The organism is Thioclava nitratireducens, assembly GCF_001940525.2.
GTDB classification, from domain to species: domain Bacteria; phylum Pseudomonadota; class Alphaproteobacteria; order Rhodobacterales; family Rhodobacteraceae; genus Thioclava; species Thioclava nitratireducens.
This window is the reverse complement of sequence record NZ_CP019438.1, coordinates 12,347-27,039: the sequence shown is the minus strand read 5'-3', so window position 1 is coordinate 27,039 and position 14,693 is coordinate 12,347. Positions and strand designations below refer to the sequence as shown.

Annotated in this window: 18 protein-coding genes; 11 read left to right on the top strand and 7 right to left on the bottom strand. The window is 61.4% G+C overall.

Features of this window, described 5'->3' with window-relative positions; all coding sequences use genetic code 11:
• Nucleotides 1-6 precede the first annotated feature (6 nt).
• The 4 genes from narI to BMG03_RS18910 are packed head-to-tail and all read left to right on the top strand — an operon-like array spanning nucleotide 7 to nucleotide 2,758.
• Nucleotides 7-774 carry a respiratory nitrate reductase subunit gamma gene (narI, locus tag BMG03_RS18925; protein WP_077701434.1) on the top strand — a complete coding sequence of 256 codons (768 nt, stop codon included), beginning with the start codon at nucleotides 7-9 and terminating at the stop codon, nucleotides 772-774.
• 5 nt (nucleotides 775-779) lie between these two features.
• Entirely contained in the window at nucleotides 780-1,574 is a 795-nt protein-coding gene (locus tag BMG03_RS18920) for a peptidylprolyl isomerase (protein ID WP_075777297.1), read from the top strand.
• A gap of 10 nt (nucleotides 1,575-1,584) precedes the next feature.
• A complete protein-coding gene (locus BMG03_RS18915) occupies nucleotides 1,585-2,223 on the top strand; it encodes a carbonic anhydrase (RefSeq protein WP_075777296.1) in 639 nt (212 codons plus the stop codon).
• Nucleotides 2,224-2,239: 16 nt separating this feature from the next.
• The gene (locus tag BMG03_RS18910) at nucleotides 2,240-2,758 is read left to right on the top strand and encodes a DUF2478 domain-containing protein (protein ID WP_075777295.1); all 519 of its coding nucleotides are present in this window, start codon (nucleotides 2,240-2,242) and stop codon (nucleotides 2,756-2,758) included.
• 189 nt (nucleotides 2,759-2,947) lie between these two features.
• Here BMG03_RS18910 and hemN read toward each other — a convergent pair whose 3' ends face one another.
• Entirely contained in the window at nucleotides 2,948-4,303 is a 1,356-nt protein-coding gene (hemN, locus tag BMG03_RS18905) for an oxygen-independent coproporphyrinogen III oxidase (protein ID WP_077701401.1), read from the bottom strand.
• 250 nt (nucleotides 4,304-4,553) lie between these two features.
• Here hemN and BMG03_RS18900 point away from each other — a divergent pair, with 250 nt between their 5' ends.
• Nucleotides 4,554-5,108, top strand: coding sequence for a cytochrome c oxidase subunit 3 (locus BMG03_RS18900; RefSeq protein ID WP_075777676.1), 555 nt, complete (start codon nucleotides 4,554-4,556; stop codon nucleotides 5,106-5,108).
• 116 nt (nucleotides 5,109-5,224) lie between these two features.
• Nucleotides 5,225-5,374 carry a hypothetical protein gene (locus tag BMG03_RS20835; RefSeq protein WP_157771621.1) on the top strand — a complete coding sequence of 50 codons (150 nt, stop codon included), beginning with the start codon at nucleotides 5,225-5,227 and terminating at the stop codon, nucleotides 5,372-5,374.
• Between the two features lie 146 nt (nucleotides 5,375-5,520).
• Here BMG03_RS20835 and ubiV read toward each other — a convergent pair whose 3' ends face one another.
• Genes ubiV through ubiT form a run of 3 tightly spaced genes read right to left on the bottom strand, consistent with a single transcriptional unit; the run spans nucleotide 5,521 to nucleotide 7,959 of the window.
• A complete protein-coding gene (gene ubiV / locus BMG03_RS18890; protein WP_075777664.1) occupies nucleotides 5,521-6,432 on the bottom strand; it encodes a ubiquinone anaerobic biosynthesis protein UbiV in 912 nt (303 codons plus the stop codon).
• A 4-nt stretch (nucleotides 6,433-6,436) separates the two neighbouring features.
• Entirely contained in the window at nucleotides 6,437-7,435 is a 999-nt protein-coding gene (ubiU, locus tag BMG03_RS18885) for a ubiquinone anaerobic biosynthesis protein UbiU (protein WP_075777665.1), read from the bottom strand.
• The gene (gene ubiT / locus BMG03_RS18880) at nucleotides 7,432-7,959 is read right to left on the bottom strand and encodes a ubiquinone anaerobic biosynthesis accessory factor UbiT (RefSeq protein ID WP_075777666.1); all 528 of its coding nucleotides are present in this window, start codon (nucleotides 7,957-7,959) and stop codon (nucleotides 7,432-7,434) included. Before ubiT ends, ubiU begins: the two co-directional genes overlap by 4 nt.
• Before the next feature lie 157 nt (nucleotides 7,960-8,116).
• Between ubiT and BMG03_RS18875 the strand changes: the two genes are divergently transcribed.
• Together BMG03_RS18875 and BMG03_RS18870 are read left to right on the top strand one after the other, a co-directional pair.
• Nucleotides 8,117-8,530: an RrF2 family transcriptional regulator gene (locus BMG03_RS18875; RefSeq protein ID WP_075777667.1), complete on the top strand. Its 414-nt coding sequence runs from the start codon at nucleotides 8,117-8,119 to the stop codon at nucleotides 8,528-8,530.
• A 219-nt stretch (nucleotides 8,531-8,749) separates the two neighbouring features.
• A complete protein-coding gene (locus tag BMG03_RS18870; protein WP_075777544.1) occupies nucleotides 8,750-10,138 on the top strand; it encodes an IS1182 family transposase in 1,389 nt (462 codons plus the stop codon).
• Between the two features lie 227 nt (nucleotides 10,139-10,365).
• Here the strand turns inward: BMG03_RS18870 and BMG03_RS18865 are convergent, their stop codons facing one another.
• A complete protein-coding gene (locus tag BMG03_RS18865) occupies nucleotides 10,366-11,028 on the bottom strand; it encodes an ArsR/SmtB family transcription factor (protein WP_075777545.1) in 663 nt (220 codons plus the stop codon).
• Between the two features lie 85 nt (nucleotides 11,029-11,113).
• Here BMG03_RS18865 and BMG03_RS18860 point away from each other — a divergent pair, with 85 nt between their 5' ends.
• The 3 genes from BMG03_RS18860 (at nucleotide 11,114) to BMG03_RS21355 (ending at nucleotide 13,027) form a co-directional block, all read left to right on the top strand.
• A complete protein-coding gene (locus BMG03_RS18860) occupies nucleotides 11,114-11,965 on the top strand; it encodes a sterol desaturase family protein (protein ID WP_075777546.1) in 852 nt (283 codons plus the stop codon).
• Between the two features lie 140 nt (nucleotides 11,966-12,105).
• Nucleotides 12,106-12,822: a DUF1499 domain-containing protein gene (locus tag BMG03_RS18855; protein WP_077701399.1), complete on the top strand. Its 717-nt coding sequence runs from the start codon at nucleotides 12,106-12,108 to the stop codon at nucleotides 12,820-12,822.
• Nucleotides 12,767-13,027, top strand: coding sequence for a response regulator transcription factor (locus tag BMG03_RS21355; RefSeq protein ID WP_077701398.1), 261 nt, complete (start codon nucleotides 12,767-12,769; stop codon nucleotides 13,025-13,027). The genes BMG03_RS18855 and BMG03_RS21355 overlap by 56 nt, the downstream gene beginning before the upstream one ends.
• 178 nt (nucleotides 13,028-13,205) lie before the next feature.
• Here the strand turns inward: BMG03_RS21355 and BMG03_RS18845 are convergent, their stop codons facing one another.
• Complete coding sequence (locus tag BMG03_RS18845) at nucleotides 13,206-14,036, bottom strand: FTR1 family iron permease (protein WP_077701397.1); 831 nt, start codon at nucleotides 14,034-14,036, stop codon at nucleotides 13,206-13,208.
• 24 nt (nucleotides 14,037-14,060) lie between these two features.
• Entirely contained in the window at nucleotides 14,061-14,402 is a 342-nt protein-coding gene (locus tag BMG03_RS18840; protein ID WP_075777688.1) for a cupredoxin domain-containing protein, read from the bottom strand.
• Between the last annotated feature and the right edge of the window lie 291 nt (nucleotides 14,403-14,693).

The following is a 14,693-nucleotide window of genomic DNA, read 5'->3' as shown; positions in this document are numbered from 1 at the left end:
GCACAGATGAATACGTTTTTCTTCGGGATTTATCCCTATATCGCACTGTCCGTGATGTTCCTGGGCTCCATCGCCCGTTACGAACGTGACCCCTTCACGTGGAAAACCTCGTCGAGCCAGATGCTGCGGCGGCGGCACTTCGTTATCGCATCGATCCTGTTCCACGTCGGCGTTCTGGTGATCTTCGCGGGGCACCTCGTGGGGCTTCTGACCCCGATCTGGGTCTTCGACATGCTGCATGTCAGCCATGGTGCCAAGCAGATCCTCGCCATGGTCGCTGGCGGCATCGCCGGGGTGATGGCGCTTATCGGCGGCGGGATGCTCATGTATCGTCGCTGGACCGATCCGCGCATCCGTCTGACGTCGAGCTTTGCCGATATCGGCATACTTGCACTGCTTTTGGTGCAGTTGCTGCTCGGGCTCGGAACAGTGCCGGTCAGCTGGCAACATGCCGACGGTCACGAGATGGTCAAGTTCATGACCTGGGTGCAAATGATCTGGACCTTCCAGCCGGGCGCTGCCGACTATGTCGCGGGTGCGGCGCTCGTGTTCAAGCTGCACATCGTTCTCGGACTGACCATCTTCCTGCTGGTCCCGTTCACGCGGCTCGTTCACATCGCCTCGGGTATCTTCGCGCCGCTGCGTTACCTGCTGCTGCGCCCCGGCTACCAGATCGTGCGGTCCCGTCGCGCATCCGCTCTGCCGGAACGCGACGCCACCGTCGTCAAGAAACTGCGCATCGTCGCGGCGAAGCAACCCTCGGCTGCGGAGTGAATAACATGACCAAACCGCTCTTCCCCGACGTCGTCGTGAACGGCCAGACGATCCCTTCCGCGGCAATCGCCGCGGAAGCCCAACACCATAGCGGCCCGAGCAAGAAGCCCGGCATCGCCTGGCGTCGGGCCGCAAATGCGCTCGCGATCCGGGCGTTGCTCTTGCAGGAAGCGGCGCGGCGTGCGCTTGTCGCCGATCCGCAGGAAGTCGCCCCGGGACAAACCGAGACCGAGGACGAGGCACTCATTCGTGCTCTTCTCGAAGATGCCGTGGAGGTTCCCGTTCCCTCCGAGGAGGCGATCCGCGCCGAGTGGGAGCGGGACCCGACCCGTTTCCGCGCGCCGCCGCTCTGGGAAGCCGCCCATATCCTGATCGCTTGCGACCCGCGCGACGCGGCTCAGCGCGAGGCGACAGCCGCCCGCGCGCGCGCTCTGGCGAAAGAGGCGGTGGCAAACCCGAAAAGCTTCGCGCGCTTGGCCAAGGAGAACAGCGATTGTTCATCTCGGGGCGAGGGCGGGTTCCTCGGCCAGCTCGGGCCCGGCGATACAGTCCCTGAATTCGAGCAGGCCCTGCGTGCACTTCGCGAAGAGGAGATCACCGCCGAGCCGGTGCTGAGCCGCTTCGGCTGGCACGTAATCCGGCTCGATGCAGCGGCCGAAGGTGCACCGCTGCCCTACGAGACCGTGCGTCCGCGCATTGCCGAAGCGATGGAGAAGGCGGCATGGACCCACGCCGTGCGCGGCTTCGTTGGCGATTTGGCCGCCCGGGCGGAGGTCTCCGGCGTCGAGCTGGCGGCATAAGGCGAACGCGATGCTGAGTGACCTCTTCAAGCGCAACCGCACCTGGTCGGAACGCCGCAAGGCCGAAGAGCCGAGTTACTTCTCGCGTCTCGCGACGCGCCAGAACCCGGAGTTTTTCTGGGTCGGCTGCGCAGACAGCCGTGTGCCTGCGAATGTCGTGGCCGGGCTCGATCCCGGCGAGGTCTTCGTCCACCGTAATGTCGCCAACGTCGTGCATTCCTCGGACATGAACCTGCTGAGCGCACTCGAATTCGCCGTCGAAAGCCTCGGTATCCGTGAGATAATCGTCTGCGGCCATTACGGCTGCGGTGGGGTCAAGGCGGCGACCGAGGATATGCTGGGCGGTCTGACAGATCACTGGCTCGAGCCCATTCGTCGCCTGGCGCGCGCTTACGCGATCGATCTTGGCCAACTGGCCGAGATCGAGGCCCGACGCGACAGGCTGGCGGAGCTCAATGTGATCGAGGGCGTGCGGCGTATCGCTGAGACACCAATACTTCAGCGCGCTTGGGCCGCCGGCGAGCCAGTCAAGGTTCACGGACTAATCTATGGCCTCAAGGACGGCGTGCTTGCCGATCTTGACTGCACGATCACCCGCGCCAGTGTTTTCGGTGAGGATGTTCCGCACCTAAGCGCTGCAGCGGATTGAACGGAAAGGACAAAAGATGTTTCCCATTGCCGCTATCGAAAGCTCCGGTCGGGGCGACGCGGACTTCCTGATGGCGCGATTTGCGCGACAGACGATTTCGCGAGGACTTCGCGTGTGTGGCGTTGTGCAGGTCAATATCGATCGACCCCAAAGCCACGCTTGCGACATGGACATCCAGGTCCTGCCCAATGGACCCGTTCTGTCGATTTCTCAGGCCCTCGGCGCGGGATCTCGCGGATGCCGTCTTGATCCCGCCGCGCTCGAGACCTCCGTCGCGGCGGTGTCGCGCAGTCTCGCCGACGGGGCCGATCTGCTCGTGGTGAACAAGTTCGGCAAAATGGAAGCCCAAGGACGCGGGTTTCGCCCGGTTATCGCGGAGGCGATCTCGCGGGGCATTCCCGTCCTCGTCGGCATCAACGGTCTGAACGGGCCCGCCTATGACGCGTTTACGGGCGGATACGGGTGCCGCCTTCCGTTCTCAATTGATGCGATCAGCAACTGGTTTGACGACGCGCGCGATCTTGTCGGAACTTGAGGGAACTTTGAGGACCCCTCATCCCGGCGGCTAACAAGTGGCATTTGAGGCTACGTCGCAGACCCCGACGGCCACATCGGGAGATCGCTTGAAATCCGGCTCGGCCGATCGGCAGAGAAGGTTAGCCCGCCTTCGGGATGCGAGGGCGTCTTAGCCTGCCCGCAAGGGCGTCTAGGACTCTCAGGCATTTTACGACGCGCGCGAATAGCGCACACCCTCCGGCACATGCTGATCGAAAACCGAAGCAATCATCCGTGTTAACGGTCGACCTTCCGGTGCAATGCTGATGCGCTTTCCCGTAAGCCTTGCGAATGGCGCGAAGCGCGTGGCCATTTCCGTCAGGCACGGTAGCAGCTTCTGGGCATCGGTGCCGAACTCCTGGCTCAAATCGTCAAGATCCACTGCGAACCGACACATCAACTCCTCGATCGCCCGAGCGCGCAACTGGTCTTCGGGGCTTAACTGGTAGCCACGAGCGCCCGGAAAAACACCGGTTGCAATCCGCTGCTGATAAGCCGCGGTTGCGGGCGCATTCTGGATATAACCTTCCGAAAAGCGCGAAATCGACGATGCCCCAAGCCCTATGAGAGTGCTGCATGTGTCGGTCGTGTATCCTTGGAAATTGCGACGCAGCCGTCCGGCTTCGAGCGCCGCCGTCAGAGTGTCGCCGGGGTGCGCGAAATGGTCGATGCCGATAGCTGTGAGGCCAGCCGCGACAAACAGTTCTCCGGCGCGCGTGGCGAGGTGGTAGCGCGCCAGATCGTCCGGCAGCGCGTCTTCGTCGATCAGCTTTTGCCGTTTTGAAACCCAAGGCACATGCGCGTAACCAAAGAGCGCAACGCGGTCCGGCGTAAAGGTGAGAACCTTTTCGATCGTATCTTCGATGCGTGCGAGGCTCTGGTGCGGGAGGCCATAGACCAGATCGGTGTTGAGAGAGGCGATGCCGGCTGCACGCAAGTCTTCGACGCACGCGCGTGTGGTTTCGAACGGTTGCAGGCGACCGATGGCTTTTTGGACTTCGGGATCGAAATCCTGAATGCCGATCGACGCGCGGTTCATGCCCTCGGAGGCGAGAGCTTCGATCTTCGCGCGATCGACCATGGTCGGGTCAATCTCCACCGAGAACTCGAACTCCTGAGCTGGTGGAAACACACGGCGTATCGATGCCGAGAGACGATGAATCAATTCCGGCGGCAGGATGGTAGGCGTTCCGCCACCCCAGTGAAGGCGGCCCATTTTCAGGCCGTTCGGTATGATGGCGCGCACCATTTCGAGCTCTGCCTCAAGCGCCTCGATATAGCTTTCCACCGGGCCAAGGGTTCTCGTGCCTTGTGTGTGACAGGCGCAGAACCAGCAAAGACGCTCGCAAAACGGGATGTGCATGTAGACTGACACAGGCTCGCTCGGGTCCAACCGTTCAAGCGCATGGCGTTGAAAGGACGCGCCTGTGTCGGGCGCAAAGGCCGCCGCAGTCGGGTAGGACGTGTAACGCGGCACGCGCGCATCGAAGAGGCCAAGGGCCCGAAGTGTTTCTGTGTGTTCCATGCCCTCTTATCAGACAGACAGAAGCGGGCTTCTTTGCTGTGGCTCAAACTAAATTTGCGACGACGCAGCCGGTGGCCGCACAGGTCCCCTCGTTCGACCGTGAAATTGACAGAAGGGCATCGAGTCATCTTGTGTGCGGTAATTGGTATTTACAATGCGCATTCAAATAGTGCAGGGAGAGATCATGGCGACGAAGGTTGAAGCCGATTGAGTCGTGACGGGCCGAAGGCTCTTGCAAAGGTCTTGCTGAATGACGGATCAAACCCGAACTGCATTGGACGATTTGCCCGGCGATCTTTTGATGTGGGTTCTCATTATCAGCGAATTGCTGGTTTTCGGGGCGGGGTTGATCGTTTTCTTGTCGGTGCGGATCACGGATCCGACGGGCTTTGCCGAGGCGCAGAATGCGCTGGACCGGACTGCCGCTGCGACCAACACGATTATCTTGCTGACGAGCGGCTTTTTCGCTGCCCTGGCGTTGAATCTAAGGCAATCGCGCAGGCGTGGCGGCGCACGCGTTTCTCTTGTGTGTGCCGCTTTGCTCGGCGCGGCATTTCTCTGGATCAAGGGCGCCGAATTCGCGTCCAAGGCGGCGCAAGGCATTGTCTGGGACACGCATCCTTTCTTCAATTTCTACTTCCTGCTGACCGGATTTCACGCCGCGCATGTCGCAGCCGGCGTCATCCTGCTGCTGCTGGTGGCGTGGCGCGATCATGTGGGAAATATCGAGGATGCGACCGCGTTCTGGCACATGGTCGATCTGATCTGGGTGCTGCTCTTTCCAGTGGTCTATCTCCTGCAATGACACGCCGGTCCCTCTATATCGCCCTCGGCACGCTTGTTCTCCTCACCCTTGGCTCGTCCTTGCTTTCATTCTCGGGGGTCTGGGCCACGTGGCCAGTGGCGGCAGCGGTGGTCGTGATGGCACTTGCCTGGCAAAAGGCGCGGATCATCCTCGGAAAATATCTGGGATTGGTGCAGGCGCCCGCTTGGCGGCGCGGCTTCGATGTGGCGCTGACAGGCGTGTGCCTCCTGTTGCTGGTGCTCTATCTCGCGCCACTGGGGCTATAGGGAGCCTGCTGGTCTGTTCGGTAACGACCATCGAGCCTGCATATGCAACGCTCGCCTGATGCGCTCTGCTCCTCGAACAACCTGATGTGAGCCGGTCCGAATGGACAACCCCCGTTGCGCGAATTTCGCGACGAGAGGTGCGGGCATCAGGCCGTCGCTGCCATGGCGATCCGACGATACCCAGCTTCGCCGTGATAGAAGCCGTTACTTAGTCCGACCTCCCCGCACAGGGTGGCAAGGCGCGCCTCGGCTTCCGCAAGGGGCACTCGCGCGTCGAGAGCGTCGCGAAATACTTTGGCCACGGCGACCATGTCTACCGTCTGCGGCATCAACCGCAGATGACTGACCCCGTCGGCCACGAGCCGCGCAATTTCTGGCAGGAGGTCGATATAGCTTTCCGAAAGGGTCTGGATGCCATTCACCCGCAAGATAGGCTTGTCGTCGCGGGTGCGCAGGGGCATTCCATCAAGGTCCGCCTCGCAGATGAACTGGCAGTTGTCCTTGGTCCGGCCGTGAGCGCGGGCGTGGTAGCAGCGCGCCGAGACGGCAAGTGAGGCACGACCGAACACCTGCACCTCGACACCGAGCCCGAGCTTGTGCGCGGCGCCCGCCGCAACGGCGATGGCCGAAGCCGGCATCTCTGACGGAAGGCAGACATGGGTCGCGCCCTGCCTGACCATCCACGCGATCGTGGCCTCATTATAGGCATTCATGAATGGCCCGATACGATGCGGGCGCTTGCCCCGCACAAAGAGCCCCGCCGCATTGTTGATCTCGATCTCGGGCGTGTCCATCTCGGCGAGATCGCCAGTCGCCTTGCGCTCGCGCTTGAGCATGACCTCCGCCAGCGTGGACAGGATCACTCGTTTGCCCGCCCGTTCCAGCCGATCGATGATGGTGGGCAAGTCGGCCTCGTGGAAGGGCGCGCGCTTGGAGCAAATCACTTCGCCCAGGTAAACTTCATCGACCGCCGCTTCATCGGCAATGCGCGCATAGAAGTCGCGGCGTTTATCTGCGGGCCAGTGATAAGCGATGGGGCCGAGGGTCAGTTTCGTCATGGGATCACCGCCATTTCTTGGTCTGGAAGGCACCTTGTGTCTGTTTCTGCCCTTCCGTGAGGGCGACAAGATCAGCCATGTTGGCCTCGCGTCCGGCGCGGATGTCGTCCACCGCCGCGCGAAAAGCGCTCACGACCCCCCGCACGTAGCTCTTCGACCTCTGCCGGCCTTCGATCTTGAACGCGTGGACACCCGCGTCGATCAACTCGGGCAGCAGCCGCGAGAGATTCAGGCTCACGGGCTCCTCGAAGGCGTAGTAGCCCTCAGGCCGATGAGGGGCGGTGTAGCGGCCCTTGCAGATGGTGGGGTAACCCGCTTTTTCATCCGGACCGAAGCGGTCGATTGTGAACCCTGCAAGCTGCGAGGACATGGACCCGTCCGGTTCACGGACGTAATCGACATCCGACGCGGGCGAACAGACCCCGTCCATGTTGGTCGATTGGCCCGTGAGATAATTGGTCAGGCTGCACCGCCCCTCGACCATCAAACCATGATTGCCGAAGATGAAAGTCTCGATCTCGCAGGGGATTTCCTTCCGGATCTGCCGGATCTCCGGGATCGTGAGGATGCGCGGCAGAACCACACGCTTGACGCCGAAATTTTCGCAATAATAGCGGATTGCTTCGGGGCTGGAGGCCGCGGCCTGAACCGACAGATGCAGACGGATTTCCGGATAGGTGCGCGCGATGTAATCGGCCACACCCATGTCCGCGACAATGAAGGCGTCGACGCCAAGCAGGGCGCCGGTTTCGGCGGCCTGCCGCCAGAGGTCCACCTTGCCCGCGGGCGGATAGGTGTTGAGCGCCAGCAGAACCTTCGTGCCGCGCTCGTGGGCATAGGCCACCGATGCGGCCAATTCGTCAGGCGTGAAGTTCAGCCCCGGAAAATTGCGCGCGTTGGTGGCATCCTGAAAGCCGCAATAGACAGCGTCCGCTCCGGCATCCACGGCGGTCCGCAGGGCGGCAGGTGTCCCTGCGGGGCAGATCAATTCGGCAAGGCTCATTGGTTCTCTCTTGTCTCGATTTCTCCGTGATACGCTCGCCGAAGCCGGGTGAGGACCGCGCGGCCCGGGCGGCTGAACATCGCCGCCGTTTCTTCGGCGAGCGAGCCGTCCATATCGTCGAGCGCATTGCGCAGTCGCACAACCGCCTCTGTATCGCCGCCTACCTCGAGATCGCGCGAGAAGAAGGCCGCGTCGCCGTCATGTTCAGCATCGATCAGTTCCAGCAGCAGCATGAACCGACCGCGGATCGTGGCCCCTGCGTGCTGCAGGCCATCGCGCGGCACCGCCCGAAGGAGAGGTGCCTGCGGGTCGGGGCGCAGATGCAAGGCAAAGGGCAACTCCTGCGGGTCGATCAGGAAATCGGTGCCCTGATGCGGGCCAAGGCGGGCAAAGAGCGAGGGATGCCGTTTCGCGATCCGGCGGACGATCCGCGTCAGGAATGGCTGTACGACAAGGCAGGAAAGCTGCGCGGCCACACGTTTGCCGGGCCACTGCGACGGGGGTGTTTCGTCACTGACACTCACGCGCGGGCCTCGACTTCGAACTCTGCGTCTGGATTGTCGTGCATCGGCGCCCCTCTCAAGTCCCCCGCATCTTGCGCGGATTGGAATGAATTGGTATTTTTGATGCGCATACCATCCGCTCAATGCGCACTTCAAATACCAATTAAGGATTGCGACAATTCGCCTCACCTCCTTCACCGATTATGGCCTGCGCGTTCTGATGCGCATGGCAGGAACCCCCGAACAGCCCTTCACCACGGGCGAGCTGGCTGAAGAGTTCCGGGTCTCCCGTAATCATTTGGCCAAGGTGATTTCGACCCTTGCGGCGAACGGTTGGCTGGAAACGCGACGTGGCGGAGGCGGGGGCGCGATCCTGGCCCGGCCGCCCGAAACTATCAGGCTGGGTGACGTGGTCGCCGCACTCGAAGGCGATCAAGCGATCGTCGAGTGCTTTGCGCCCGAGGGGAACACTTGTCCCCTGACCCCACAATGCCGGCTCAAGACTCGATTGGCCACTGCCAACGCGGCGTTCATCGCGGATCTAAATCGCACCACTCTGGCCGAATGCATCTACCGCCCTGAAACTGCCTGACCCATCCGGCGTACGGCCGAAACGGCCTGTGTCTCAAATGCGCCGACGTAGCGCTTCTGTATCGGCCGCCATACTCTGAGAAGCCGACTTTATCAGCTTAACGGTCTTTGGCGGTGGGCGCAGCGAAAGACCGCTTCCCGCTTATTCCGTTGAAAAACTCGCGCTTGATTGCTGGACGTGGCGCTGATTCAATTCCGACATCAGGTGGGAGGATTGGCGATGATGGGACCGAAGCAGGAAGCTCAGCCAGCGCTGTTCTACGAGTTTTCGCTGGAGGATCATGTTCCGCAAGATCACCTACTTCGATCCATCGACCGGTTCGTCGATCTGAGCGGCATCCGTGCTCATCTTGCGGTTTTCTACAGCCACACGGGCCGTCCGTCTGTCGACCCCGAACTGCTGATCCGCATGCTCCTGGTCGGCTATTGCTCCGGCATCCGGTCCGAGCGGCGCCTCTGCGAAGAGGTGCATCTGAACTTGGCGTATCGCTGGTTCTGCCGGCTCGACCTTGCTGACCGGGTGCCGGATCACTCCACCTTTTCGAAGAACCGCCATGGCCGGTTTCGTGACAGCGAGCTGCTACGCCACCTGTTCGAGATGACGGTCGCACGCTGCATCGAGGAAGGCCTGGTGAGCGGGCAGCGCATGGCGGTCGATGCCAGCCTGATCGAGGCGGATGCGAACAAGCAGAACTCGACGCCGAAGGAAGAGTGGGACGCCTCGCAAATCGATCCGACGGATGCGCCCCGCGCCGTTCGCGAGTATCTTGAGACGCTGGACGAGGCCGCCTTCGGTGCCGCCAGCGAGGTCCAGCCCAAGTTCACCTCGCATTCCGACCCGGCCAGCCAGTGGACGGCAGCGCGCAAGGGTCCGGCATTCTTTAGCTATTCAGACAACTACCTGATCGACACGGATCACGGCGTCATTGTGGATGTCGAGGCGACGCGGTCGATCCGGCAGGCGGAGGTCGGCTCGACACGCACCATGCTGGACCGGGTTAAGGCCAAGTTCGATTTGCATCCCGAACGCCTGATCGCGGATACCGCCTATGGCACCGGGCCGATGCTGGGTTGGCTGGTCGAGCGCAAGATCGCGCCGCACATCCCCGTCTTGGACAAGTCGGGCCGTAACGATGGCACCTGGACTCGGGCCGACTTCGAGTGGGACGCCGAAAACAATCAATACATCTGCCCAGAGGGCCAGACGCTGAAGCAGTTCCGCCGGAACTATTCCGACCCGAACAGAGGACCGACCGGCAAGGGCGTCGCCAAATACCGCGGCTTGAAGCACATCTGTCAGGCCTGCCCTTCGAAGCAGCACTGCTGCCCGAACATGGACTTCCGGTCCATCACCCGCGAGGAACACGAAGACGCCCGCCAGGTCGCCAGGGACATCGCAAAGACCAGGCAATACGAGGTCTCGATGAAGCTCCGGAAGAAGGTCGAGATGCTCTTCGCGCACCTCAAACGCATCCTTGGCCTCGGACGCCTCCGACTACGTGGCCCGTGCGGCGCAAATGACGAATTTCTCCTCGCCGCAACCGCCCAGAACCTCAGGAAGCTGGCAAAGATCCTTCCCGCACCGCAGCAACCGCGAAAAGCCTTATAGGAAAGGCAGTCGCACATCACGAAAGCTTCCAATTTCTGCAATCGCGAACGGGTGTTTTTCCACAGAATCCGCTCAAAGCAGACATGAAGCTGACGTTGTCTTGATCGTGAAATCTCATGCGAAGTCCGGGCGAGTCATCATGGCATTTCGAAGGCCTCGCACCCAGAGAGCTGACATAGTGAGGTCGACACGTTGCGGCATCGAATATCGAATAAAGCCTTTGTAAATCAGGATGTCGACCGAATGGTTCGACCATCTTCGCGCCATTCAGGCAGACCGCCGTCAAGACGACGGGCGTTGAAGCCATTCTTGCGCAAGAACGCTACAGCTTGGTGGGCGTAGACACAGTATGGACCACGACAATAGGCCACAATCTCAGTGTTCCGGTCGAGGGCCGTCAGGAACTTGTCCAGCTCCGTCACGGCCATGTTGAGCGCGCCCGGGATATGGGCATCGGCGAACTCGTCGGCGGGGCGCACGTCGAGGACGGTCACCGACCCTTCACTCAGTCGAGCGGCAAGCTCGTCGCGGTTGATCGGTTCCGGCGCGTCTTCGCCGTTCGTTAGCCCGCGCAGGATCTCCCCAACCTGTGCGAGGTTCCTTTCGGCCACATCGCCCAAAATTCCCAAAAACGTCAGCGTCCTCGCGTCGGACAGCCTGTAGATTATCGCCTTGCCGTCGCGCCGACTGGTGACCAGGCCAGCACGCCGCAATTGCTGCAAATGCTGCGAACAGTTCGCAACAGTGAGCCCGGTTTTTTCCGCAAGCGCCTCTACCCTGCGTTCGCTCTGGGCGAGCTGCTCGAGAAGCATAAGGCGAGCGGGGGCCGAAAAGGCACGCGCGACAAGGGCGTATTCTTCGAGAAGGGCCATCTTCGGGCTAATTGACATGGGCTGCCTCAGGATACTACATCATTCAATCGAATAATTGAATGATAGCGAATCCAGCCTGCGCCACAAGAGCAAAGCCGAACGCATGACCGAAACGATCCTCTCTGCCGAGCCGACGATCCGACTTGCCGCTTTCTTGGGCGTGTTGGCGGCGATGGCGTTGTGGGAGGTCGCGGCCCCCCGGCGGCGCAGAGAGATACCGCGCTTGATCCGTTGGACGAACAATATTGCCATGGTCTTTATAGATACGGTGATCCTGCGCCTGGCATTCCCGATCCTCGCAGTCGGATTGGCCGTCATGGCCGAAGACCGTGGCTGGGGGCTGTTCAACAATCTGGAGTGGCCGACTTGGGCGGGCATCCTTGTTTCGATGCTGGTGCTCGATTTGGCGATCTACCTTCAGCATGTCATGTTCCACGCGGTTCCCGGACTTTGGCGGCTGCATAGGATGCACCATGCCGATCTCGACTTCGACGCAACGACAGGCCTGCGGTTCCATCCGCTGGAAATCCTGATCTCGATGGGGATCAAGCTGGCGGTGGTCGCGGCGCTCGGGCCGCCTGCGGTCGCGGTGCTGCTGTTCGAGGTGATCCTGAATGCGACCGCGCTTTTCAACCACGCTAATATCGATCTGCCGCGTCCGATTGATAGGGTGCTGCGCCTGTTCGTGGTCACCCCCGACATGCATCGCGTCCACCATTCCGTCGATCCGCGCGAGACCAATTCGAACTATGGCTTCAACCTGCCTTGGTGGGACCGGCTATTAGGCACCTATGTCGCGCAACCGTCAAGGGGGCATCAGGACATGGAGATTGGGATCGAACAGTTCCGCACGCGCCGTGACCTTTGGATCGACAGAATGCTGCTCCAGCCCCTGCGCGGTCCAGCTTCGGGTCATGCTCTCGATCCACGCATCGCGGTGGAGGAAGAGGAATGACTTATACCCTCGGCGTCCGCGAGAACCTGCGCCCCTTTCCTGAACAGCTCTTGCAGGTTCTCTTTTCGCCTTTCAGGCGGCCCGTTGATCCTTGGAAACGCACCCCCGCTTAAATCCCGCCCCCGATAAGGAAGATACAGATGCTTGAATTTATAACGCGACGCCTTGGCTTTGCGACGATCCTCCTGGGCCTTGCGTCCCTTGCGCTTCTTGCTTTGTCCGTCTGGGGCTATCGTGCGGGCGGCTGGCCTTGGCCCCAAGCCTATGACATCGCCGGTTGGGGTGTCTGGACGGCGTTAGCGGGGGTCGTCGCAGCGCTCGTGACCTTGGCGGGGGCTATCCGCAAGAGGCGCGGTGCCAGCATTGCGCTGATTGGCCTCATCCTGTCATTACCTGCTGCAGGCCTTGGAGTGGCTTTCGAAATCGCCGCTCGGACGACACCGCCGATAAACGACATCTCGACCGATACCGAAGACCCGCCGGTCTACTGGTTCACCGCGACGCCAACGGACTACCCGGCTCAGAATGCCGAGCCACAACGCTCCGCCTATCCGGACGTGCGCCCGCTGGACCTTCCGATCCCGGTCGAGGATGCATTCGCAGAGGCGTTGAACCTTGTCGAAACGCGTGGCTGGGAGGTTCTCTCGGCCGACCCTGCGGAAAACCAGATCGAAGCCATCGCCCGAAGTCACGTCTTCGGCTTCGAAGACGAGGTTGCAGTTCGGGTTACCGGAACCGAGACAGGCTGCCGCATCGACATGCGGTCACGCTCGCGCCTTGGGCAGATCGACCGCGGCGCCAATGCCCGACGCATCGAGGCGTTCCTTACGGAGCTGCAAACACAAGTCACCGAATAAGAGCGATGGGAAACGGAGTGTGCGCGACGGACTGCTTCGGGGCCGGACACACAAGGAAATCGCGAAAATGCTCAGGATTTCCCAGTTCACCGTGAGGACATATCAGGAGCGTTTGATGGAGAAATTCGAGGTCGCCAATCGGACAGAATTGATTGTCTGCGCGTCTGGCGGGCACGTCCCCAAAGATGGAAGATCAAGTCAATAAAACAGGATGCATTCTCGTCAGCTGATCTCATCTCCGATGGCCGACAGAACGACATCTTCAACCGAGGGCATCTCCTATGTGTCTCCTCTCGGGTTTGGTGGGCGCTAAAGAGAAAAACGACCCCGGCGCGGGAATAATCCCGGCCGGGGCAAAAAAATGCGAATTGTAAGGATGGGCCTCAGGCCAGACGGGCTTGTAAGCTGCGGCTCTGCCAGCGCAGGATACCTGCGACCGACGCCCAGTAGATGATCCAGCCGCCCAGCGTCGCGGCGTCCGGCGCGGCACGGTAACCGGTCAGCGCCGAGATCAGCCCGCCAAGACGGCCCCCGTCATCGAGCAGCGCACTCATGTCCCAGAGCGGTGCGCCGAAGGGCAGGATGCCTGCCGAGACGAGATCATCCACGCCGGTGGTGAAGAGCGCAGCGCCCAGTAGGAGCAGCATGACCTCGGATACACGGAAGAAACCGCGCCACGGCATAAATCGTGCCCCGGCCCGCAGCGCGGCATAGCTTGCCCCCGCGGCAGCCACACCGACTGCGATCGAGGCCAGAACGCCGGTCATCTCGCTCTGCTTCGCCGCGGCGAGTGAGCCATAGAGGAAGACTACCGTTTCCGAGCCCTCGCGCGCTACCGCCGCCATCGCGAGTAGGAAAACCGCCCACCAGCCCTGACGTATCGCGGCGGCCTTCAGCCCGGCCTCGAGATCGCGTTTCAGCGTACGGCCGTGGCCGCGCATCCAGACCACCATCTGCACGATCAGCCCGGCGGCTACGAAGACCATCACCGTCATCAGGTCCTGACGGACCTCGGTCGACAGCAGTTTCGAGAAGCCCAGCAGCGTCAGCGCGAAGGCCAGCGCCAGCGCCAGCCCGGTCAGAACGCCACCCCAGAGGAAGCGCGCCGCGCGTCGCCCGGCGCCTTCATGTGCGAGCCATCCCGCGAGAATGCCGATGACGAGCAGCGCCTCGACGCTCTCGCGCCACAGGATGAAGATGATCTGTCCGTCCATGACATTCTCTCGTGGGTTGGTGGGTTACTTGACGACGATCGTGCCCTTGGCGGTGTCTTGATCCTCGTGGAATTCCTCGACGAAGGGATAGCTGCCCGCCGGCAGCGCCCGGAGTTCGATCGTCTCGGTCTGGCCCGGCGCGATGATCTTCTCGATCCGCAGGCGCTTGCTCTCGAACTCGGCTGCGGTCTTGCCGGTATTCGAGACGGTCAGCGTCACGGCGGTATCCGCGGGAAGGTCGATCTGCTGCGGCGAGACGACCCCGTCGGTCAGGGTAATCGTTGGGATTGTTTCGTCCGCCACGGCCAGCGCCGGCGCGCAGGCGAGCACGAAAAGCGCGGGAAGAATGCGTGAAATGCGAGTCATGATGTTCCTGCTTGTCTGTTCGTCCGTCGAATAACCGACAAAAACACTTGGGTCAAGAAATCCCGATTAAAATTATCAGCCATCCGGGGCTTTTAGAAGCAGGTCGGGTGCCCTGTCTAAGCATTGTCAGACATAAGCTCGTGGCTAGGAGCTATGGGCAATTTTCAAATTGCGTAACTGAGAGAGCCGCCGAGGGGCTTGCGGCGCTTACCTACTTTAACCGAAACGTTAGGTTAAAATCTTCTGGCTTCATGGTAAGGTGCTACCTAAACTTATAATGGCCGTTCTGGC